The organism is Streptomyces sp. NPDC001606 (genome assembly GCF_053596835.1).
In genome coordinates, this window is sequence record NZ_JBSFHC010000008.1 from 223,766 (window position 1) to 245,588 (window position 21,823).

The 21,823-nt window shown below is 73.8% G+C and carries 17 protein-coding genes; 9 read left to right on the forward strand and 8 right to left on the reverse strand.

Features of this window, described 5'->3' with window-relative positions:
• The first annotated feature begins 1 nt into the window (after position 1).
• The 5 genes from ACWCV9_RS17695 to ACWCV9_RS17715 are packed head-to-tail and all read left to right on the forward strand — an operon-like array spanning position 2 to position 7,962.
• Entirely contained in the window at positions 2 to 1,744 is a 1,743-nt protein-coding gene (locus ACWCV9_RS17695) for a S1 family peptidase (RefSeq protein WP_450787626.1), read from the forward strand.
• The gene (locus ACWCV9_RS17700) at positions 1,741 to 4,083 is read left to right on the forward strand and encodes a tetratricopeptide repeat protein (protein ID WP_450787627.1); all 2,343 of its coding nucleotides are present in this window, start codon (positions 1,741 to 1,743) and stop codon (positions 4,081 to 4,083) included. Before ACWCV9_RS17695 ends, ACWCV9_RS17700 begins: the two co-directional genes overlap by 4 nt.
• A gap of 29 nt (positions 4,084 to 4,112) precedes the next feature.
• On the forward strand, positions 4,113 to 5,624 hold the full coding sequence (locus tag ACWCV9_RS17705; protein ID WP_450787628.1) for a VWA domain-containing protein: 1,512 nt from the start codon (positions 4,113 to 4,115) through the stop codon (positions 5,622 to 5,624).
• Positions 5,621 to 6,661: a hypothetical protein gene (locus ACWCV9_RS17710; RefSeq protein ID WP_450787630.1), complete on the forward strand. Its 1,041-nt coding sequence runs from the start codon at positions 5,621 to 5,623 to the stop codon at positions 6,659 to 6,661. Before ACWCV9_RS17705 ends, ACWCV9_RS17710 begins: the two co-directional genes overlap by 4 nt.
• Complete coding sequence (locus ACWCV9_RS17715; protein WP_450787631.1) at positions 6,658 to 7,962, forward strand: ABC transporter substrate-binding protein; 1,305 nt, start codon at positions 6,658 to 6,660, stop codon at positions 7,960 to 7,962. The genes ACWCV9_RS17710 and ACWCV9_RS17715 overlap by 4 nt, the downstream gene beginning before the upstream one ends.
• A 15-nt stretch (positions 7,963 to 7,977) precedes the next feature.
• Here ACWCV9_RS17715 and ACWCV9_RS17720 read toward each other — a convergent pair whose 3' ends face one another.
• The 5 genes from ACWCV9_RS17720 to ACWCV9_RS17740 all read right to left on the reverse strand — a co-directional run bounded on the left by ACWCV9_RS17720 (position 7,978) and on the right by ACWCV9_RS17740 (position 12,893).
• Positions 7,978 to 9,084 carry an aliphatic sulfonate ABC transporter substrate-binding protein gene (locus ACWCV9_RS17720; protein ID WP_450787632.1) on the reverse strand — a complete coding sequence of 369 codons (1,107 nt, stop codon included), beginning with the start codon at positions 9,082 to 9,084 and terminating at the stop codon, positions 7,978 to 7,980.
• Positions 9,085 to 9,385: 301 nt separating this feature from the next.
• Entirely contained in the window at positions 9,386 to 9,844 is a 459-nt protein-coding gene (locus ACWCV9_RS17725; protein ID WP_385840777.1) for an RrF2 family transcriptional regulator, read from the reverse strand.
• Between the two features lie 69 nt (positions 9,845 to 9,913).
• Complete coding sequence (locus ACWCV9_RS17730; protein WP_450787705.1) at positions 9,914 to 11,131, reverse strand: acyl-CoA dehydrogenase family protein; 1,218 nt, start codon at positions 11,129 to 11,131, stop codon at positions 9,914 to 9,916.
• Positions 11,132 to 11,144: 13 nt separating this feature from the next.
• On the reverse strand, positions 11,145 to 11,732 hold the full coding sequence (locus tag ACWCV9_RS17735) for a winged helix-turn-helix domain-containing protein (RefSeq protein WP_450787634.1): 588 nt from the start codon (positions 11,730 to 11,732) through the stop codon (positions 11,145 to 11,147).
• A 243-nt stretch (positions 11,733 to 11,975) separates the two neighbouring features.
• Positions 11,976 to 12,893: an amino acid ABC transporter permease gene (locus ACWCV9_RS17740; protein ID WP_450787635.1), complete on the reverse strand. Its 918-nt coding sequence runs from the start codon at positions 12,891 to 12,893 to the stop codon at positions 11,976 to 11,978.
• A gap of 656 nt (positions 12,894 to 13,549) precedes the next feature.
• On the opposite strand from ACWCV9_RS17740, the gene ACWCV9_RS17745 reads away from it, so the two are divergent.
• From ACWCV9_RS17745 to dmpI, 4 genes are all read left to right on the forward strand, one after another.
• A complete protein-coding gene (locus ACWCV9_RS17745) occupies positions 13,550 to 14,677 on the forward strand; it encodes an LLM class flavin-dependent oxidoreductase (RefSeq protein WP_450787637.1) in 1,128 nt (375 codons plus the stop codon).
• Positions 14,674 to 15,633, forward strand: a complete 960-nt coding sequence (locus ACWCV9_RS17750; RefSeq protein ID WP_450787638.1) for an ABC transporter substrate-binding protein — start codon at positions 14,674 to 14,676, stop codon at positions 15,631 to 15,633. Before ACWCV9_RS17745 ends, ACWCV9_RS17750 begins: the two co-directional genes overlap by 4 nt.
• Positions 15,634 to 15,691: 58 nt before the next feature.
• Positions 15,692 to 16,558 (forward strand): LysR substrate-binding domain-containing protein, encoded by an 867-nt coding sequence (locus ACWCV9_RS17755; protein ID WP_450787639.1) that lies wholly within the window; start codon positions 15,692 to 15,694, stop codon positions 16,556 to 16,558.
• 93 nt (positions 16,559 to 16,651) lie between these two features.
• Positions 16,652 to 16,834 carry a 4-oxalocrotonate tautomerase DmpI gene (dmpI, locus tag ACWCV9_RS17760; protein ID WP_450787640.1) on the forward strand — a complete coding sequence of 61 codons (183 nt, stop codon included), beginning with the start codon at positions 16,652 to 16,654 and terminating at the stop codon, positions 16,832 to 16,834.
• Between the two features lie 102 nt (positions 16,835 to 16,936).
• Here dmpI and ACWCV9_RS17765 read toward each other — a convergent pair whose 3' ends face one another.
• The 3 genes from ACWCV9_RS17765 to ACWCV9_RS17775 all read right to left on the reverse strand — a co-directional run bounded on the left by ACWCV9_RS17765 (position 16,937) and on the right by ACWCV9_RS17775 (position 21,744).
• Positions 16,937 to 17,728 (reverse strand): S1 family peptidase, encoded by a 792-nt coding sequence (locus ACWCV9_RS17765; protein ID WP_385840785.1) that lies wholly within the window; start codon positions 17,726 to 17,728, stop codon positions 16,937 to 16,939.
• A 207-nt stretch (positions 17,729 to 17,935) separates the two neighbouring features.
• Positions 17,936 to 20,755, reverse strand: coding sequence for an ATP-binding protein (locus ACWCV9_RS17770; RefSeq protein ID WP_450787641.1), 2,820 nt, complete (start codon positions 20,753 to 20,755; stop codon positions 17,936 to 17,938).
• A gap of 158 nt (positions 20,756 to 20,913) precedes the next feature.
• Complete coding sequence (locus ACWCV9_RS17775; protein WP_385840787.1) at positions 20,914 to 21,744, reverse strand: helix-turn-helix transcriptional regulator; 831 nt, start codon at positions 21,742 to 21,744, stop codon at positions 20,914 to 20,916.
• Between the last annotated feature and the right edge of the window lie 79 nt (positions 21,745 to 21,823).

Genomic DNA, 21,823 nt, shown 5'->3' on the forward strand with positions numbered 1-21,823 from the left:
AATGACGCGCACGGGGGAACGAGCCGTCAACGGTCGGTTACGCACACCGACCTGGATCACCCGCGTCGAGGCGCCCGACGGACGGGTCCTCGGCGCCGGAGTGCTGCTCGCCGCCGACCGGGTGCTCACCGCCGCCCATGTGGTCCACCCCGGCCGCCTCTACACCGTCCGGCTCGTCGGTGTCCCCGGCCTCGCCGCCGTACCCGCCACCGTCCGCCCGGACGAGTACGTGCCGCAGAGCGAGGACGCCTTCGGGGACCGCAGCGGCGATCTCGCCCTGCTGCGCCTGACCAGGCCGCTGCCCGCCGGGCACGCCACCCGGCTGTACCGGCTCGCCGCACCGCACGGACCCGTGAGCATGTACGGCTTCCCGGACGGCGACGAGGGCGGCCGCTGGCACGGCGCCACCCTGGTCGCCGCCCGCGGCCGGGACAGCCAGGTGCAGCTGCGCCCGCTCACCCCCGGGGAGTTGGCCGCCGACGGATTCAGCGGCGGCGGAGTCGTCGACCACGCCACCGACCGGGTCATCGGCATCGTCCTCAGCGTGGACGACGGGCCGGCCCCCTCCGCCTTCAGCTACATGAGCCCCACCGAGACCATCCTCAGCCATCTGCCGCAGGTCGCCGCCTGGACCGACGGCGCCGAGGCCGTCGACCCACGGCTGCGCAGCGGCACCCGGGACACCGCCGGCCGGCTCGACCTGCCCTTCGCCACCGAACTCGCCTCCTGGTACCGCGGCGAGGGCTGGCCGGTGCTGGTCACCGTCGTCCCCGTCGGCGGCGACCGCGCCTTCACCCTCGAACGGGCCGTCACCCTCGCCGACCGCGAACTGCGCACCCGGCACCACACCAGCGCCGTCAGCCAGGACCCGCCCGAGACGGTGCCTCCGGCGGGCGCGCACGATCTCGCCCTGAACGTCGAGGAGTCGACGGCCACCGAGGTGATGGACCGGATCGCCGAACGCCTCGGCATCCCGGACGACCCCCGGCCCGAACGGCTGGGCACCCTGCGCGTCCCGCTCGCCGCCGTCCTGGTCGGCATCGACCGCTGCGCCGAACCCGCCGCCCTGCTCGGCCTGCTGGACCGGCTCGCCCGGCACGGCGCCCGGCTGCTGCTGGTGTTCCGCGCTCCCGAGGGCCCTGCCGCCGAGGCCGCCGAGTCCCTCGTCACCCGGCCGCTGCACGACCGCTGGGCCCGGCTGCTCGCCGAACTCGACCATGTCGTCGACGTGTTGGGCCCGTCCCTCGACGCGCACCGCGACCGCGTCCTGCCCGCCCCCGGCACCCAGCACCTCTTCGACCAGGCCGAGGCGGCGGTACGGCGCTCCGGGATGCTGCGCGCCTGGGTCGCCCACGCCCCCGCACACGAGCGCGAACCCGGCCGTGCCGACCTGCTGTTCACCTTCGAGGACGCCGCCGAACGCCGCCGGCAACGGCTGGAGCAGGCCCTCGCGGCACTCGACACCCGGCTGCGCCGCCGCGGGGACCTCCAGGGCCGGGTCGGCGCGGCCTGGCCGCTGTGCCGGCAGCGCGCCGCGGACGGCGACCGCCTGCTGGCCGCCTACCAGCTCTACGAACAGGCCCTGACCGTGCTGCGGCAGACCCCCTGCGACCTCGAACAGGCGGAGACGGCGGTCGACCGCTTCCTCTCCTTCTGCTCCGGGCCCGCGGGCCCCGCCGAACGCACCGCCTCAGCAGGTTCCGGCGATCCCGCCGGCGCGCCCCGAGAGGAGGGCGGATCGTGACCTCGTGTGTCCGGCCCGGCTGCGCGGGACGCATCATGGGCACCGGTTTCTGCGACACCTGCGGACACCGGCACATCGAACCGCGCAGCGAACCGACCGTCCCGCCCCGGGCCGCGGTCCCGCCGGCCGCCTCCGCCGAGGAGCCGGCCGGCCCGCCCGCCGTGCACGCCGTCGCCGGCGTCGGCGACCTCGACCAGCACGGACTGGTCGTGCTGCCCGAGGTCCCGGCCCCCGACGACGTCCTCGTCACCGACCCCCGCCCGCCCACCGGCGGCCGCCGCTGCGGCGCGAACGGCTGCACCATGACCATCGGCGTCGGCTACGGCGGCCAGCCCGCCCGCCCCACCGGCCGCTGCCCCCGCTGCGGCACCCCCTACTCCTTCCTCCCGCAACTGCACCCGGGCGACATCGTCGCCGGCCACTACCGGGTGCTCGGCTGCCTCGCCCACGGCGGCCTCGGCTGGATCCACCTCGCCGAGGACACCCGCGCCGAGGGCCACCAGGTCGTCCTCAAGAGTCAGATCAACGTCCACGACGCACTCGCCCGGCGCACCGCGGTGGAGGAACGCCGCTCCCTGACCGAGCTGCACCACCCCGACATCGTCCGCATCATCACCTACGCCGAACACCGCGCCCCCGGCGGCCCGACCACCGGCTACCTGGTCATGGACTACATCCGCGGCCGCTCCCTCCAGCAGCTCTTCGACGCCCCCGACGCCGAGCGGATCTTCCACGGCCGCCCCCGTCTCGACCACGTCCTCACCTACGGCTGCAAGATCCTCGGCGCCCTCCAGTACATGCACGAACGCGGCCTGCTCTACTGCGACATGAAGCCCGCCAACGTCATCCACTTCGGGCGGGCCGTCAAGGTCATCGACCTCGGCGCGGTCCGCGCGATCGGCGACCGCAGCTCGGCGTACGTGTACACGGCCACCTTCGCCCCGCCGGAGGAGGAGATCGACCGCCGCGGCTGGCGCGTGGACAGCGACCTCTACGCCGTCGGCATGACCCTCCAGGCCCTGGCCCGGGACATCGAACCGGCCCGCGGTCTCGCCTCCGACTCCTTCCGCCGCCTCGTCGACCGCGCCACCCACGCCGAACCCCGCGCCCGGTTCCGCTCGGCCGCCGAGATGTCCCGGCAACTCTGGGAGGTGCTGCGGGAGTTCCGTTCGCTCCAGTTCGGCGAGCAGCTGCCGGAGAGCTCCACCCGGTTCCGGGCCGTCGGCGCCAGCCTCGACGCCGGGCTCGGCGCCATCCCGGCCCTGGACCACTGGACCGGCCGCCCCGGCGAGCACCCGCTCGGCCTGGACATCTCGCCGCCCGCCGCGGCCGAGGTCGCCGGCGCCCTGCCGGAGCCGGTCCCGGACCCCCGCGACGGCGCCGCCCTGCTCCTCGACACCTTCCCGCCCGACGCGCCCGACCGGGTCGCCCGGCAGTGGCCCCGCGAGTCCCGGCTCGGCACCCCCGAGACGGCGCTGTGGCTGTGCCGCGCCTACCTCAGGCGGGGCGAGCAGGACGCGGCCGAGACCTGGCTCGCCGAGGCCGAGACCCTGCTCGGCGAACGCGCCGCCGCCCACGACTGGCGCATCGCCTGGCACCACGGCGTCCTGCACCTCAGCAGGGGCGAGACGGGCGAGGCCGGCGCCCGCTTCGACGCCGTCTACGGCGCCCTGCCGGGGGAGTGCGCGCCGAAGCTCGCCCTCGGCTACTGCGCCGAACACGCGGCCCGCCCCGCAGCGGCGGCGGCCCCGCCCGCCGGACAGGAGGCCGGACGCGACGCGGCGGACCGTGACGGCGGGCGGGCCCGGCGGCGGCCCGCGCGGGCCATGCGCTTCTACGAGGCCGTGTGGAAACGGGACTTCGCGCACACCGCCGCCGCGTTCGGCCTGGCCCGCGCCCATCTGGCCGGCGGCGACCGGGACGCCGCCGTCCGCGTGCTCGACGAGGTCCCGGCCACCTCCCGGCACCACGACGCCGCCCGCATCGCCGCCGTACGCGTCCGCGCCGGCATCCTGCACGGCACTCCGCCCACCCCGGCCGACCTGCAAGACGCCGCCCGGCGCCTGCCCGAGCTGCGGCTGGACGGCGGTGCCGCCGACGGCGAGTCCCGGGCCCGGCTGGTCGCCGAGGTCCGGGAGAACGCCCTGTACGGCCGGCCCGAGCAGGGCTGGGGACCGGAGTTCCCGGCCGGACCGCTCCTCGGGCCCGGTGACGAGGACAGCCTGCGCACCCTGCTGGAGCACTCCTTCCGGCAGCTCGCGGCGCAGGCCCGCACCGCCGGCGAACACGGCCGGCTGCTCGACCTGGCCCACGCGGTCCGGCCGATGAGCACCTTCTGACCACACCCGTGACCACGTGGGGGGACACAGTGACGACCGGGGCCCAGAACATCGAGGTGACGCTGGAGGTCGGCCAGCACAAGGAGCTGCCCGTCGGCCCGGTCGAGCCCGGGCAGCCGCCCGACCGGGAGATGCACGCCATCCTGGAGATCGGCGTCCACGGGCACGGCGGACCGGGCCTGGCCGCCGGGCCCGCCCACGGGGCCGGGGCGGCACTCGCCGAGGTGCTGATCGTCGACACGTCGCGCTCGATGCTCGACCCGGCCGCCAAGCTGCACGCGGCCAAGGACGCCACCGTCGCGGCGGTCCGCAAGCTGCCCGAGGGGGCCGCCTTCGCCGTCCTCTCCGGCCGGTTCGACGCCACCGTGGTGCGCCCCGGCCCGGACCGCGCGGTGATGGCGGTCGCCGGGCCGGCCGAACGCACCGCCGCCGAACGGGCCGTACGGATCCTGGACGCGGACGGCGGCACCGCCATCGGCACCTGGCTCGACCTCGCCCGCCGGCTGCTCAAGGACCAGCCCGCGCCGATCAAACACGTCCTGCTGCTCACCGACGGACGCAACGAGCACGACGAGCAGTCCGCCCTGCCGCTGGACACCGTCCTCGACGCCTGCGAGGGCCGGTTCGTCTGCGACGCCTGGGGACTCGGCGACGACTGGGACGCCGACCTGCTGCTGCGCATCACCCGGCGGCTGCACGGCCGCGCCCGCGCCGTCCGCCATGAGTCGGAACTGGCCTCGGCCTACGAGGAGTTGATGACCGGGCTGCTGGGCACGGCGGTACCCGAACTGCGCATCCGGCTCACCCCCACCCCCGGCACGGTCATCCGCCGGGTCACCCAGGTGGTGCCGAGCGAGCAGGAACTCCTGGCCGCCCCCACCGGATCCGGGCAGCGCGCCGCGGAGTACGTCACCCGGGCCTGGGGCGACGAGGTCCGGCACTTCCAGGTGGTCCTGGCCGCGGATCCCTCCGGCCGGGAGACCGAGGAGGACCTCCAGCTCGCCGCCGTGGAGGTCGTCGTACCCGAGTTCGGCCGCCCGGTACGGCTGCCCGCACCGAAGCCGATCCTCGTGCGCTGGACCGGCTATCCGCGCGACGCCTCGCGCCGGCATCCCGGGGTGCACCGGCTGGAGCTGTACCAGCAGGCGAGCGCCGCCGTCGCCCGCGCCTACCGGGCCTGGCTGCGCGGACCGCACGGCCGGGCCGCGGCCGACCGCGACCTCGCCCGGGCGCTGGGGCTGGCCGCCGACCTCGGCGACACCCAACTGCTCGCCGCACTGCGGCAGATCGAGGACGGACCGGGCACCGGCCGCGTCCGCGCCGGCCTCAAGGACGTCGACTGGCAGCACCTGATCCTCTCCAGCGCGATGACGACCCCGCCCCCGCCCGCCGCCACACCGGCCGCCGCCCCCGCCCCCGCGCCGCCGCCCGCCCCGGCCGACGCCCTCGTCGAGTGCCCGGACTGCCACTGGCTGGGCCCGGCCGACTCGGTCTACTGCGGCGGCGACTGCGGACGCCTGCTGAGGGAGCCGCCCGCATGAACACAGCGGTCAACACCCCGATGAGCACACCGGCCGGCAGACCGGCCGGCACCCCGGGAGCCGCCGTCCCGCCGTCCCGCCGGGCCCTCGCCCGTCTGCTGGGCCTCGGCACGGGTGCGGGTGCGCAGGGCGGCAGCAGCACCGCCCACGACCTCGCCGTACGCCACCGCCTGCTGCTCGCGCTGTCGGCCCTGCTCACCCTGTCGCTGTTCCTGTCCTACGAGGGGGTGCACGGCGACGCCAACCCGCTGCGCACCTCCAGCGCGCCGGCGGTGCTGTCCCTCGACACCGCGGTGTACGCCCTCGGCCGGGCCCAGCAGGACGCGACCGCGGCCGCGCCGACCAGCGACTTCCAGAAGCAGATCGCGGTCGCCCTGCAAAGCCTGTCGGCGGCCGCCGCCGACGACGCCGGCGGCACCGCGGACCGCCAGTCGCTCCAGACGGTCACCGGACTCATCACCGTCTACGCCGTCAAGGTCCAGCAGGCCCAGCTGCGCTCCGACGACACCCTGCTGCGCGAGGCCTACCTCGCCTACGCGACCAGCATCCTCAAGGACGACGGGACCGGGATACTGTCCCGCCTGACGGCCCTCCAGGAGCGGCAGCGTGCCACCGTGCACCGCCAGACCTCCTTCGGTCCGCTGCTCCGGCTCGGCTGGTGCGCGACCCTGCTGCTCGCCCTGGCGCTCGCCGCCGCACTGGTGGAGACCCAGCTCTTCCTGCGCCGCCGCTTCCGGCGCCGCTGGAACCGGGGGCTGCTCGCGGCCGGAACCCTGCTGCTCGGCGGACTGGCCACCCTGCTGCTGTTCACGGTGTGGACCCATGCCGGAATGGCGGACACCCGGGCCCTGCTCGACCGGCCGCTGACCGGGCCGGCCATCACCGACGCGGGGCGGCGGACCGCCTCGTACCTCATGGACACCGGCTTCCGCGCCGCGGCCGCGGTGTGGATCCTGACAGGAGGCGCTCTGCTCATGGCACTGGCCGAGACGGGCCTCAGGCGGCACATCGACGAGTACCGGTTCAGGCCCCGGTGAGCGCGCACCGGAACGGCCCCGCACCGGGCGGCGGCGCACCCCGGCGCCGGCTCGGCCGCGCCCTCGTCGCCGTGGCGAGCTGTCTGGTCGTGCTCGCGGCCGGCCTGGTGCTGGGCGCCCGCGCCCTGGGGCAGCAGCCGACCGTCACCCTGCTCGCCAACTGGACCGGCAGCGACGCGGGGAACTTCCACGACGCGGTCATCGTGCCCTTCGAGCGGACCTACCACATCCATGTCGACTACCAGGGCAGCTCCGCCGAGAGCCAGGTGCTCGGCGCCGACGTGGAGTCCGGCACACCGCCCGACGTGGTGGTGCTGACCGGCCCCGGCGAACTCGCCTCCTACGCCCAGCAGAAGCAGCTCCACCCGCTCGAAGACCTGATCCCCGAGGAGGACTTCGGCACCTCCTGGACCACACCGCAGGCCGGGCACGTGTACTGGTTCCCGCTCAAGGCCGATCTGAAGAGCATCGTCTGGTACCCGGCCGGCACCGACGAGCACCGGCGCCGCCAGGCCGCGCGGCAGCCCGCCCAGTGGTGCGTCGGCCTGGGCTCCGGTGCCACCAGCGGCTGGCCCGGCACGGACTGGATCGAGGACATCCTGCTCCAGCAGTACGGCCCGGGCGTCTACCAGCAGTGGGCGCGCGGCGAGCTGCCCTGGCAGTCGAAGCCGGTGCGCCGGGCCTGGACGACCTGGGGCACGCTGGTCGGCGCCGGTGGCGACAAGGCCCTGGTCCGCCGGGCCCTCGGCACGCCGTACGACCGGGCGTCCGGGCCGGTCGCCGACACCCCCCGGGGCTGCCTGCTGGAGCACCAGGCGTCGTTCATCCGCAACCAGCACCCCTGGACCAGGGCCGACGGCCGCTACGAACCCTCGGCCCGGTTCCTCCCGGGCGCCACCGCCACCGATGCCTGGGAGGTCTCCGGCGACCTGGTCGCCCTGCTGCACGCCACCCCACAGGCGCGGCAGCTGATCCGCTACCTCGCCTCGGCCGACGCCCAACGCGCCTGGAGCGCAAAGGAGTCCGGGTTCTCCGCCGACGTCCGGGCCCAGCCCGCCCCGGACGCCGCCGGCCCGGCCTGGCACCGCTCGCTCGCCGAGACCCTCCTCGACCATCAGGCGGTGCACTGCTTCGACGCCTCCGACGCGATGCCGCCGGCGGTACGCGACGCCTTCGCCGAGGCGACCATCGAGTTCCTGGCCCACCCCGACCGCCTGCCCGCCCTGCTCCGCTCCCTGGACACCCTGTCCCACACCCCGGACCTGACCTGGCTCCCGTCGGTCTGCGACGGGGTGCCCTGAGCGGAGGCGGTGCCGTCATCCGACGCCGAGACCGGCGTCGTCGACCTCCTTCTTGCCCTCGGCCTTGAGGACCTGGTTCAGCGGACGGAGGTCGTAGATGCCCTTCAGGTCGGGCTTGTCCAGCAGGCCGGCCTTCACCGCGTGCTGCGCCTCGGTGCTGAGGGTGGCGGCCAGCGGGTCGTCGAGGAAGGTGACGGACTTCCAGGCCGGGTCGATGACCTTGGCCGGCAGCGCCTTGCCCGACAGCTCCTTCAGCGCCGCGTTGGCGGATGCCTTGGCCTTGTCCGGGTTGGCGTTGATCCACTCGTTGGTCTTCACCGAGCCGCGCAGCACGGCCTGGACGACGTCCGGGTGCTCCTTCAGGAAGCTCTGGCGTACGACGATGTTCGTGATCACGAACTTCTTGTCCGGCCACAGCGACGCCTCGTCCAGCAGCACCTTGCCGCCCTCGGCGACCAGCTTGGACGCGGTCGGCTCCGGCACCCAGGCGCCGTCGATGGAGCCGGACTTGTAGGCGTCCGGGGTGATCTTGTTGTCGGTGCGGACGACGGAGACGTCACCCTGGCCGCTCTGCGCGTCGACCTTCCAGCCCTGGTCGGAGATCCAGTTGAGGAACGCCACGTCCTGGGTGTTGCCGAGCTGCGGGGTGGCGATCTTCTTGCCCTTGACGTCCTTCAGGGACGTGATCTTCTTCGGGTTGACGACGAGCTTGACGCCGCCGGAGGCGGAACCGCCGATGATGCGCAGGTTCTTGCCGGCCGACTTGGTGTAGCCGTTGATCGCCGGGGAGGGGCCGATCCAGCCGATGTCGATGGAGCCGGCGTTCAGCGCCTCGATCTCGGAGGGGCCCGCGTTGAAGGTGGACGTCTTGATGGTGGTGCCGCCGAGTTCCTTCTGGAACAGGCCCTCCTGGACGCCCACGAGGGCGGTGGCGTGCGTGAGGTTGGGGAAGTAGCCGATCTTCACCTCGTCGGCGGAGAGCTTCTTGGCGCCCGCCGGGACCGCGGTCTTCTTCCCGTCGTCGGTGGAGTGGGATCCGTACCCGCAGGCGGTCAGCAGGAGGGGGAGAGCGGCGACGGCGGCGAGGGTGCGCAGGGTGGCGTGCGGTCTTGCGGCAGACACAGAGGTGTCCTCTCAGGAAAGGAAGGGCGGTCGAAGAGGTGTGCAACGGCGTGCTGAGGTCTCAGACCGGCCGACAGAGGGACGTCGACGTACGGCCGAAGTCGATATGACGACGCGAGGTCAGCACGGGCAGCACCCGGTCCGCGCAGCTGAGCGCTCCCATGGCCACCCCCACATCCCTAGCTTTCCTACCTGGCTGGTGGGGATCGTGGCAGAAGCCGGCGCCCATCCCAAGAGGGTGTTCGCATGCTGGACGACCTCATCTCGCTACTCGGGACGAGGGTGGGAACGGCTCAGCGTGTCAGGGGTTTCCCCACGCCCCCGGGGCATCGGTCAGCGCGGACACCTCGGTGGGCAGCCGGGCGGAGGCGACATCGGCCAGGGACACACCGTCGAGGATCTCGCGCACATTGGACCGCAGCGCGATCCACAGCAGGAGCAGCGACTCGGCGGGACCGCTGTAGGACAGCTCCGGCGGCCGGACCCCCCGCACCGAGACCAGCGGTCCGTCCACGACCCGGATGACATCGGCGATGCTGATCGACTCGGCGGGCCTGGCCAGCCGGTAGCCGCCGTTGCCGCCGCGCTGGCTGATGACGAGGCCGCCCCGGCGCATGTCGTTCAGGATGCTCTCGAGGAACTTGTGCGGGATGTCCTGGGCGTCGGCGATGGCCTCGGCCTTCATCGGACCGTCGTCCCGCGACGCGGCGAGCTGGAGCGCGGCACGTACCGCGTAGTCCGCTCTGGCTGAGATCCGCATGTGTCCATTATTCCGTACGGCTCCGGCCGTCACCGCAGGCCGGGGCCGTACGGAGGTGACGAGCCGCGATCAGATGGGCAGGGCGAACGGAGGGTGTCCGCCGTTGAGGAAATAGTCACCGACCTCGCGGATCCGGTGGGCGACGGGTTCGTACAGGGTGTGGGTCCGGGCATTGCGCCAGAAGCGGTCGAAGCCCAGTCCCGAGGAGGCGGAGCGGACGCCGACGATGTCGAGGGCGCGGGCGGTGGACTCCTGGGCGGCCCGGGAGGCGGCGGCCTCGGCCAGCGCCACCAGGACCGAGATCTCCGCGGACTCGTCGTAGGTCAGGTCCGCGCCGCGCCCCAGCCCGCTGTGCACGGCGTCCAGCGCCTGGTCGGCGAGGGCGGACGCGGACCGGGTGAGGACGGTGAGTTCGCCGTAGACGGCCAGCGCGTGCGGGTCCTGGGCCCAGCCGGCCGGCCAGGGCGAGTGGCCCGCCCGGCTGTACTCCCGGGCCTCGGCGAGGACGCCCTCGGCCATGCCGACACGGAGCTGGACGGAGAGCAGGCGCGCGACCGGGGACGCCAGGGCGGCCAGCGGCGACAGGACGTCCTCGTCCGCGGACAGGGAGCCGAGGATGTCGTCGGCGGCGACCGGTACGGCGTCGAACTCGACACTCCCGCCGGCCGCGAGCCGCTGGCCGAAGGCGTCGGGGTCGGCGTCGATCCGCACGCCGGGCCGGGCAGGGTCGACGACGACGGCGAGCGGCTCGCCGGTGTCGGCCCGCACGGCCCGCACGGCGAGACGGTCGGCGACCAGTACCCCGGTGGCGTAGCTCTGCCGGCCGTCGAGCACCTGGCCGCCGCCCTTCCTGGACAGCGTCAGCGGGGATTCCTGACGGGCGAAGCCACCGCCCCAGCACCACTGCTCCGCCGCGGACTGCCGCTCGACCCGGTCGGCGAGGTCGGCCTGCGCGAAGAACGGCGCGCACCACGACAGGAAGTAGTGACAGCCGAGCAGTTGACCGATCGCGCCGTCGGCCGCGGCGATCTCGCGGACCACGGCGTAGGCGGTGGGCCAGTCCGCGCCGCCGCCCGCGTGTTCGGCCGGGGCGAGGAGCGTCAGCAGCCCGGCCTCGCGCAGGCGGGAGACCTCGTCGAACGGGGTCTTGCCCGCCTGCTCCCGGACCACCGCGTCCGTGGCCAGGTCGTCCGCGGTCTCGCGGGCCACGCGCAGCCAGTGCGCACGGCCGGGCCCGGTCCGCCCGGACTCCGCGTCGGGTGCGCACGGCGCCGTGGCAACGCCCATGGTCATGGTCTCCTCACGGTCGAAGGCAGGGCGCGGTGTCGGCGCTCTCCTGCCGGTCGGGCACGTACTTGTAGCCCACGCGTCGTACGGTGACGATCCGGTGCCGGTGAGCGGCGCCCAGCTTGCGGCGCAGGCGCGCGATGTGGACGTCCACCGTGCGGCCGTCCCCGATGTGGTCGTAGCCCCAGATGCCGGCCATCAACTGCTCGCGGGTGTGCACCTGGTGGGGCTGCCGTACGAGATGGGACAGCAGCCCGAACTCCAGGTACGTCAGGTCGAGTTCGCGGCCGTCCACCTCCGCGGCACGGCGCGCCGGATCGATGCGGACGACACCGTCTCCGGCCGGTGGCGCGGGAGGCGGCTCCGGGTAGGCGACCGGCCGGATCTCCGGCGGGGTCACACCCTTGGCGAAGAGCCGGGCGGGATCGGTGCCCTCGGGCACCAGCACGAGATAGCCGACGAGGCGAGGGGAACCGTTCGCCTCGTCATCGTCCTGCGGGGAGATGCCGCCCGGCGGGAAGTCGCCGACGAGGCGGAGGCGGCGGGTGTCGGGGAGCTGAACGGCCGAGGGGCCGGAAGGGTGGGGCAGTGCCGTGGTCATGCGGTCGTCCTTCGAACGGTGCGTCAGGAGAAGGAACCGTGTGGCACGCGGGGTGTCGGGCGCGTGCGCTACGCGCGACAGCAGGCGGCGCTGACGACGTGACCAAAGTCGACATGCCGACGACGAACGAGTCGTTGCTGCGTGTGGGACATGCGCACCATCCTGCGCACCTTCCGGGGAGGCCGTCAATGATTCCCCAGTAATTCGATAGGGAATGTAGGAAAGATTACGCCGCGGGGCCGGTCACCGGGCGGAGCCGCGGGCGTAGTACCGCTCCACGTAGAACTGGCCCGCGCTCAGCAGGGAGGTCACGGCGATGTACCAGAGGGTGGCGACCAGCAGCAGCGGGATGACCTGGTACGTCTGGTTGTAGACCAACTGCACCGAGTACAGCAGGTCGTGCACGGCCAGCACGCTGACGATGCTGGTGCCCTTCAAGGTGCCGATCAGCATGTTGCCCGCGGTCGGGACGATGGAGCGCATCGCCTGCGGGACGACGATCCGGCGCAGGGTGCGCAGTCGGCCGATGCCGAGGGCCTGGGCCGCCTCCGTCTGGCCGGCGTCCACCGAGAGGATGCCGCCGCGTACCGCCTCGGCGGCGTACGCGGCCTCGTGCAGGGTCAGCCCGATGACGGCGGTGAGGGTGGGGCCGAGCAGGTTGACCGTCTTGACGGTGACGAACTGGGGCCCGAACGGGAAGCCGAGGCCGAGCGTCGGGTACAGGGCCCCGATGTTGAACCAGAACAGCAGCTGCACCAGCAGCGGGGTGGACCGGAAGATCCACACATAGCCCCAGCTCAGCGCGCGCAGCACCGGGTTGGCGGACAGCCGCATCACGGCCAGGAAGGTGCCGAGCAGAAAGCCGAGCACCGTGACCACACCGGTCAGCCAGAGCGTGAGCAGCAGCCCGTCGAGGACGGCGCCGGTGGTGAAGTACGCGCCGACCACGTCCCACTGGAAGGCGCGGTTGCGGACCACGGAGCCGACCACCATGGCGAACACCAGCAGCGCGGCGCCGCCGGTCAGCAGACGGCCGAAGTGCCGGCGCGGCACGATGCGCGGCAGATCCTCGGGGGCGCCGGGGCCGGGGGTCTGCGGGCCTTCCACGGGCGGGACGGAAACCGGGAGGCGGGAGGAGTCGGTGTCGGACGGCGAAACCATCAGGGGTTCTCCAGGGGGGAGGGACGTGCGGGCACGGGTGACCACCCGGCGGCACACACGTTCACGGAAATCCGCGCGGACACGGCGCGGGGGCAGGGGAGGTCGGCCCGGTTCCGGCGTCATCACGCTCGCCGCGTCCCTCAACGCGGCCGGTGCCGGCTGCCGCGCACGGCGGAGCCGGTCCGGCCCCGATCGTAGGGTCCCGCTGTGCGGATGTGTCAACCACACGGAGGCCGCTCAACTCCGGTCCGCCAGGCGGGACATGGTTGACGGAACGCCAGATGTACTGCTCAATTAATCGCATGGATGCCGATCAACGTCTGGTCACCCGTGACCACATCGACTTCGGTCGGGTGTGGTCCGCAGCGTGTTGCGCCTGATGCGGCAGCGGGCCGTCTGACCGGCCCTTCCCTCCCTCGGTCACCCCGTCGCGGGCCGAGTCCTCCTGCGCGTGGCACCGTCGCCCGGACGCGTCGACACCTCTGCCGCCATCCCGCCCGCCCCGGCGTCATCACTTCACTTCACCCCGTGTCCCAGCGCTCCGCGCCGCGCCGTCACACCCGGCCGCCGGGAGGGCTGTCCCGCCGTACCCGCGTGCCGGCCGGAACACGGCACCCCTGCACGTTCGCCAAGGACCTGAGGAAAGGCCATCTTCCATGCCCGTGGAGTTCCTCGGCATCGCCGCCACCAACGACGGCTCCGAGACCACCCCGCGCTCCGGCGCCGCCTTCGACAAGGAGTACACGCTCCGGCTCGCCCGTGCGCACGAGGAGCACGGCTGGGACCGGGTGCTGTTCGCCTACGGTTCCGGATCGCCGGACCCGGCGCCGGCCGCCGCGTACATCGCGAGCCGGCTCGACCGGCTCCAGATCCTGCTAGCCCACCGCCCGAACGTCTCGTACCCGACCTTCGCCGCGAAGACCTTCGCCACCCTCGACCGGATCAGCGAGGGCCGGCTGACCGTGCACTTCATCACCGGCGGCAACGACCACGAGCAGGGCCGGGAGGGCGACACGCTCACCAAGGACGAGCGCTACGCCCGCACCCGCGAGTACATCCGGATCGTCAAGAAGATCTGGACCAGCCACGAGCCCTTCGACCACGAGGGCGAGCACTACCGCTTCCACGACTTCGTCAGCGACGTCTTCCCCGTGCAGCAGCCCCGCCCGAAGGTCTCGTTCGGCGGCTCGTCACCCGCCGCGTACGCCGCCGGGGGCGCCGAGGCGGACATCTACTGCCTGTGGGGCGAGCCGCTGGCGCGGACCGCCGAGCAGATCGAGCAGGTCAAGGCCGCCGCGCGGGCCGCGGGCCGCAGCGACGTGCCGCGCATCCAGGTGGCGTTCCGGCCGATCATCGCCCCGACCGAGGAACTGGCCTGGGAGAAGGCGCACCGCACGGTCGGTGCCATCCGGGAGCGGCGCGGGGCGGGCCTGGGGCGGCGCCGCCCCGGCGGAACGCCGGAGAACACCGGCTCGCAGCGGCTGATCGCCATCGCCGAGGAGGGCGAGCGCTACGACCGGGCCCTGTGGACCGCCACCGCCGCCGCCACAGGGGGCGCGGGCAACTCCAACGCCCTGGTCGGCACCCCGGAAACGGTCGCCCAGGCCCTGCTGGACTACTACGACCTCGGCGTGGACATCCTCTCCGCCCGCGGTTACGACCTGCTGGACGACGCCATCGACTTCGGCCGCTACGTCATCCCGATCGTCCGCGAGGAGGTCGCCAAGCGCGACGCCGAGCGGACCGCCCGGGGGACGCGCACCCTCACGGCGGTGGCCGAATGACCTCACTGGCTCGCGTGATCGGAACCCGCCTGCGCACCGCGGCCGCCCTCGCTCTGCTGCCGCTCCTGACGCTGACCGCCTGCGGCACCGGCTCCGGTGGCACGGCGGCGGTGGGTGCCCAGGCCCCTCCCGCGCCGACCGACGACCCGGTCGCCGCCGTGCACACGGTGGACTCCGTGGCCGCCCTGCTGCCGGCGAGCGTCCGCAAGGCGGGCACGCTGCGGGTCGGCAGCGCGGTCGGCTACCCGCCCGGGGCGTACTACCCGAACGGCCCGGACAAGGCCCCCGCCGGCCAGGACATCGACCTCGCCGACGCGGTCGCCAAGGTGCTCGGCGTCAGGCTGCTGCGCCAGGACGCCTCCTTCGAGACGATCCTGCCCGCGCTCGGCAGCGGCAAGTACGACGTCGGCACCGGCAACTTCGGCGTCACCACCGCACGCCTGAAGAGCGTCGACTTCGTCACCTACATCAACGACGGCCAGGGCTTCGCGGTGAAGAAGGGCAGCACCGCGCTCAGGAAGAAGGTCACCGACCTCACCCAGCTGTGCGGGCTGACCATCGGCACCGGGGCCGGCACCACCTTCGAGGCGACCCTCACCGCGCAGAAGGGCGTGTGCGCGAAGGCGGGCAAGAAGCCGTACGACGTGAAGGTGTACTCGGAGAACGCGGCGACCCTCACCGCACTCCAGCAGGGCCGCATCGACGTGATCATGTCGACCATCAACGGCCTGCGCTACCAGGCGGCGCAGCCCGCCGCACAGACCACCTTCCTCGGCGAGTACCACCGACTCGACGTCGGCTTCGCCTTCCGAAAGGGCTCCCCGCTCACCAAGGCCTTCCAGGCCGCCGTCAACGAGCTGATCAAGGACGGCACCTACGCCCGGATCCTCGCCAAGTGGGGCACCTCCGCCTCCGCGATCGACACCTCGCGGATCAACCCGCCCGAGCACGCATGAGAGGTGAGCCGGGCTCGTGCCGTCCCGGCCGGCCCGGCGGCCCTCTACAGTCGGGCGCATGGAACTGCGCCAGCTCAGCTATTTCGTCGCCGTCGCCGAGGAGTTGCACTTCGGGCGGGCCGCCGAGAAGCTGCACATCGTGCAGTCGGCGGTCAGCCAGCAGATACAGCGGCTGGAGCGGGAGCTGGGTGCCGCGCTGTTCGACCGCTCGCCGCGCCGGGTGCGGCTGACGGAAGCGGGGGAGCGGCTGCTGCCCGAGGCGCGGACGGTGCTCGCGGCGGCGGAGAAGGCCCGGGCTGCCGTGGCGGCGCCGGCCGGGCTGCGGCTCGGCACCAGCACCGGGCTCGGCACCCATCTGGACCGGGTGCTCGCCGGGTTCGCCGAGCGGGCGCCGGACGTGGCCGTGGACCTGTTCTCGCTGCCCGTCGCCGAACGGCTGGCCAGGGTCGCGGACGGCCGGCTGGACGCGGCGTTCGTCCGGGCCGCCGAACCCCCGCCCGGGGTGCGGGTGCTGCCGTTGTGGCCGGACCCGCTGGTGGCCGCCCTGCCCGCCGCGCACCCGCTGGCCGCACGGGCCGAGATCGACCTCGCCGACCTGGCCGACCTGCCCCTCGCCCTGGTTCCGCGCCGCGTCAACCCGGCCCTGGTCGACCTGGTCGTCGGGGCCTGCCATGCGGCCGGGTTCGAGCCCGTACCGGGGCCGGCCAACCGCTCCCTCCAGGACACGCTGGCCACCATAGGGGCCCGGCCCCTGTGGACGGTCGTCTACGCCTCCCACGCGCGCGTGCTGCACACGCCCCGGGTGGCCTACGTCCCCTTCCGCGCCCCGGGACTGGCCCTGTCCACGAGCATGGCGGTGCCGGTGACCGACCCCACCCCGCACCTGAAGAAACTGCTGCTGGCCTGCGACGATCACGAAGGATGATCGCTGCGGTCGCGGAGTGCTTCTTGGTCCGGGACGCGCCCCGCGGTGAACTTGGTGCACCGGAAGGGCAACGTCACTCAAGGGAGTTCGGTCATGCCGATCGTCACCGTCCAGCAGGGTCCGCGCGATGTCGAGCTGAAGCGGGACCTGGTCCAGCGGGTCACGGACGCCTTCGTCGACGCGTACAAGATCCCCGCCGAGACCGTGCAGGTGTGGATCCACGAGGTGCCGGCGGAGAGCTGGGGCGCCGCCGGGAAGCTCACCGCCGACAAGTAGCCGGCAGGTGGAGAGGGGGGCGTTGCGGGCCGCTCGTGGTGGCCCGCAACGCCCCCCTGGCATCTACCTGAGGGTGTGTGGCTCAGGTGTCCTTCTTCCGGGTTACGAGTGGACCTGCGCGGTCACGAGGTCCGAGAAGGTGGTCAGCCGGGTGTAGACACCCGGGTAACCCGCCTCCGCGCACCCCTCGCCCCATGAAGTGATCCCTGCCAGGACGCCCCCGATGAGCAGGGGACCGCCGCTGTCGCCCTGGCAGGTGTCTACGCCGCCGGAGGAGTATCCGGCACACACCATGTCGGACTGGACGAAGTCCGAACCGTAGGAGCTACGGCAGCTGGAGTCGGCCACGATCGGTACGGTCGCGGTCCGCAGCTGGTTGGAGGAGCTGCCGTTCTCCGAGGTGGTGCCCCAGCCGAGGATCCGGGCCGTGGTGCCGGCCGCGTACACACTCGTCTGGGACGAGGAGACGTACGACACCGGGGTGTACGGCATCGACGTCGACAGGGTCAGGACGGCCACGTCGTTGCCGTTGGTGGCGTCCGTGTAGTCCGGGTTGACCCAGATCTTGCTGACCCTGCTCACCGTGCCGTCGGTGCCGTTCAGATAGGTACGGCCGCCGACCACACGGACACTGCTGGGGGACTCGCCGGCCATGCAGTGCGCGGCGGTCACCACCTTGGTGGCGGACACCAGGGTGCCGCCGCAGAACTGGTTCCCGGAGGCGTCCGTGATCTGCATGACGAACGGATACGCCGCGGTGGTGGTGGTCGTACCGCCGACGATGGGCTGCGGGGCGGCACTCGCCGTGGGGGAGGCGAGCAGCGCGGTCGCCGCGGCGGCGGCCGTCGCCACCAGGGTCGCGGCGGTCTTTCTGGCACGTGTGAGCCCGAACATGAGTCTCCTCAGTGGGGGTTGCACCGGTGGGGGTTCGCGCGGGTGTGGGGGTTGTACACGGGGGTCGCGGGACCGACCCCCGTATGCCCGGGCGAGCGGCACGCCCCTTACGCTAGGACCCGGCACCCTTGGCTCCCAATGAGGGAACCCCCTAGGGGGTTGGGTGAGGGAAAACCCTCGGTCCGGTTCAGTTAACAAGGGCTCAGCTCAGGGCGCGCGCCGACCCGCCGCCAATCGGACGATGTCGACCCGCGATCGGATCCCCAGCTTGCGGTAGACCCGGGTCAGGGTCGCCTCCACCGTCTTCACGCTGATGAACAGCCGCGCGGCGATCTCCCGGTTGGTGGCGCCCTCCATGACCAGCGCCGCGACCTGGCGTTCCATCGCGGCCAGCACCGCCAGCGCGTCCAGCGGGCCCGGTGCGGCCGGCACCGGCTCCGGCTCCGGCTCGGGGGCGCTCAGCGCCTCGTCCACCTGGCGCAGCCAGGGCAGCGCCCGGCAGCGGCGGAACATCCGGGTCGCCTCGTCGTATCCGGCAGGACCGGTGCGCCGGCCGCGCAGCCGGGCCAGCGCGAACGCGGCGCGGGCCTCCTCCAGGCCGTAGCCGAGCTTGCCGAGCCGGTCCTGAGCGGAGGTCAGCTGGGCGACGGCGGCCTCCGTGTCGCCCTGTGCGGCGCGCACCAGGGCCTCGGCGCGGTCGAGTACGGCGAGGACACTCTCCCGGCCGAGCCGCAGCGCGTGCTCCCGGCTCGCGTCGATGACGTCCTGCGCCTCCGCGGGTTCACCGATCCGGACCAGTGCCTCCGCCAGATCGCCCTGCCAGCGGCCGCGCGCCGGGTCGGTGATGCCGAGCCCCAGCTCCAGCCGGCGCACCCGGCGCAGCGAGCGGACGGTGCCTGCCGGGTCCCCGGCGACCAGCTGGGCGTACCCGAGCGCGCCCAGGGCCCGCGAGAGGTACATCTGGTCGCCGTCCCCCTCGGCGTGCGCCACCGCCTCCCGGGCCAGGGCCAGCGCCCGGTCCACATCGCCGCCGGACGCCTCCGCCAGCGAGGTCAGCATCGCCGAGGCGGTCTCCCCGATCCCGGAGTCCCGGGCCAGCCGCAGACTCTCCCGGGCCAGCTCCAGGGCGCGCCCGCAGTGCCCGGCGCGCAGCTCGGTCTCGGCGAGCCCGCGCAGGAAGTGCACCTCGCTCTCCACCGAGCCGCGCCGCCGTACCTCGCGCAGCAGCGCGGTGACCGTCGCCCGGGCCTCGGTCAGCTGGTCGCTCATGACCAGCCAGCGGAACCGGGCGCTGCCCGCGCCGTTGTGGTGCCAGGCGACCCGTGGGTCCTGGGGCTCCGTCAGGGCGCGTCTGATGGTGCGGGGCGCGTCCGGGTGGCCCATCAGGGTCTCGGTCTGGGCCTGGAAGGCGAGCGACAGCAGTTCGGTGCGCCGGTCGCCGCCGCGCGCCGCCAGCTCGGCGGCGTGCGCGGCGGCGTGCCGGGCCTCGGTGAAGTCGCCGGCCACGATCAGCGCCCGCCAGGCCAGCTGGTAGTGGACCAGGGCGAGCAGCCGCGGGTCGTCGCCGGCGTCGGCGAGCGCCTGCGGGAAGACCGCGTCGACCTCGGCCATGGTGTGCCCGGCGCTGTCGATGACGATCATCCAGGCGCGCACCCGGTCGGCGGGCACCGCCGTCCGGCTCAGCACCTCCCGGGCGATGTCCCGGGCGAGGTCCAGCTCGCCGGCGGTGATCGCGTCCTCTGCGGCCTGGAGCCGGCGCTCGGCCTGGCCGGGCGCGGCGTCGGCGGGGGTGTGCCGGGCGGCGAGCAGCCCCAGCTGGGCGGCGACCGACGGGGCCCCGCGGTCCCGGGCGAGCGCGGCGGCCTCGGCGAGCCGGGCGGCCGCCTCGGGGTCGGCGCCGGTGGCCGCCAGCGCCAGGTGCCGGGCGCGTTCGATCGGGTCGGAGGCGGCGGTGGACAGCGCCGTGTGCACGGCCCGGCGCTCATGGGCCGGGGCCTCCGCGTACAGCGCGGCGGAGATCAGGGGGTGCGCGAACCGTACGGCGGGGGCGTCGGGCTCGGTGGCCAGCAGCCCGAGTTCGGCGGCCTGGGCGCACTCCGCCTCGGCGTTCTCCCGGCCGGCCGCGTGCAGCAGGGCCATCGTGGGGCGGGCGCCGGCGCTGGCCACCAGCAGGGTGCGGCGGGCCTCGACGGAGAGCATGTCCAGCCGGCTGAGCACCAGGGCGCGCAGGCTGGTGGGCACGGGCAGCGGCTCGCCCGGCCGGGGCGGGGTGGGCCGCTCGGCGAGGGCGCGGCCGAGTTCCAGCGCGAACAGCGGGTTGCCGCCGCTGGTGCGGTGGATCTCGCGGACCGTGGAGCGGGGCAGCCCGCCGTGGCCGCGGTGGTCCAGCAGCCGGGCCACCTGGACGTGGGAGAGCGGGCCCAGCCGGACCCCGAGGGTGTCCGGCGGGCAGGCGCGCAGATGACGGTCGTACTCCTGGTTCTCCTGGCCCTCGGTGCGTACCGCGCACAGCAGTTGCACCGGGGTGCCGCCGAGCCGCCGGGCGGCGAAGCCGAGCAGTTCGGCGCTGGCCGGGTCCAGCCACTGGAGGTCGTCGGCGACGACCAGCACCGGGCCCGCGGTGGCGAGCGCCCGCAGCGCGGAGAGGACCGCGAGGCGCAGCGCGAGGCCGTCGCGCTGGAGGCTGGACTCACCGCGGCCGGTGAGCGCCGACTCCAGGGCGGTGCGCTGAGCGGCGGGCAGCCGCGGCGACACCTCGTCGAGGACCAGGCCGAGCAGGTCGGCCAGGGCCAGGAAGGGAAGGTGGGATTCGGACTCCGTGGCCGAGCAGCGCAAGACGGTGTGCGCGGTCGCGGCGTATTCCTCGGTCAATGCCCGCAGAATGGTCGATTTCCCTATTCCGGCCGGGCCGTGGAGCAGCACACTGCCGCCGGAGGCGAGCTGCGCACGGGCGCCCGCGAACAGCTCTTCGCGGCCGATGACCAGGTCGGAGCGGCACCTGGCAGGCTCCTGGAAGTCCCGTCGCACTTCACCGCTCCCCTCGTGTGTCGTGTTCGGGCCAAATTCTAGGCAACGATCCCTGAAATTCGGACGGAAGCCGTGGTGAGGGAAATAACAACCGGTCAGGCATAGGGAAATTCAAAGCGTCTCGGCATGAATGAAAGCGTTTCCTCAGGAGCCTGCGGCTAGGGCAGCAGTCCCGCCCGCCGGGCCGCGGTCACCGCCTCCCCCCGGGTGTGCGCGCCCAGCTTCCGCATCGCCGAGCGCAGATATCCCTTGACCGTCTCCGTACCCAGACCGAGCCGTTCGGCCACCGCCGCGTTGGTCGCCCCGGCCGCCACCCAGGTCAGCACGTCCAGCTCGCGCGGCGCAAGGCTCGGCGCACCGGCCGGGCGCGGCGCCGCCAGCAGCCCGCAGGCGGCCAGCAGTTCCGCCCGCAGCTCCGGGTCGGCTATCCGGGGCGCCAGCGCCCGCAGCGCCGCGTGCGCCTCCCGTACCTGCTCCAGGGCGGCGGCGTGCGCCGGACCGCCGGCCCCCGGCCGGGCCGCCGTCAGCAGCGCCTCCGCCTCGTCCCGCACCACCAGCGCCTGCTCCACGTCCCGCGCCGCCGCCACCGCCGCGTCCAGCGCCCGGTCGCCGAGCGGCCGGGCCGAGCGCAGCGCGCCGTACAGCACCCCGCGCACCCGGCGCCGCACCACGACCGGCACCGCGACCACCGAGCGGATGCCCTCGGCCGCCACCTTGGCGTCGTACTCATGGCTGATCTGCCGGGAGCTGGGGTAGTCGGTCACCGCGCACGGCCGGGCCAGCGCCACCGCCTTGCCGCCGAGCCCGCTGCCGGAGATCACCGCGAGCGAGCGCAGCGCGGCCGTGGTGGTGCCGCTCAGCTCGCTGATCCGGATCTGCGGCCGGCCCGGCTCCACCAGCCCGCCGAAGGCGACCGGAAGCCCCGTGGCCCGCCGCAGCCGGGCCAGCGCACCGCCTATCTCCACTGCCCCCGCCGCGTCTGCCGTCACCTGTGTCGCTCCTTCGGCTTCCCACACCCCCGTTCGGGGGTAGTGAGACCTGCATCACGGATTAGACGATGCCAGAGAG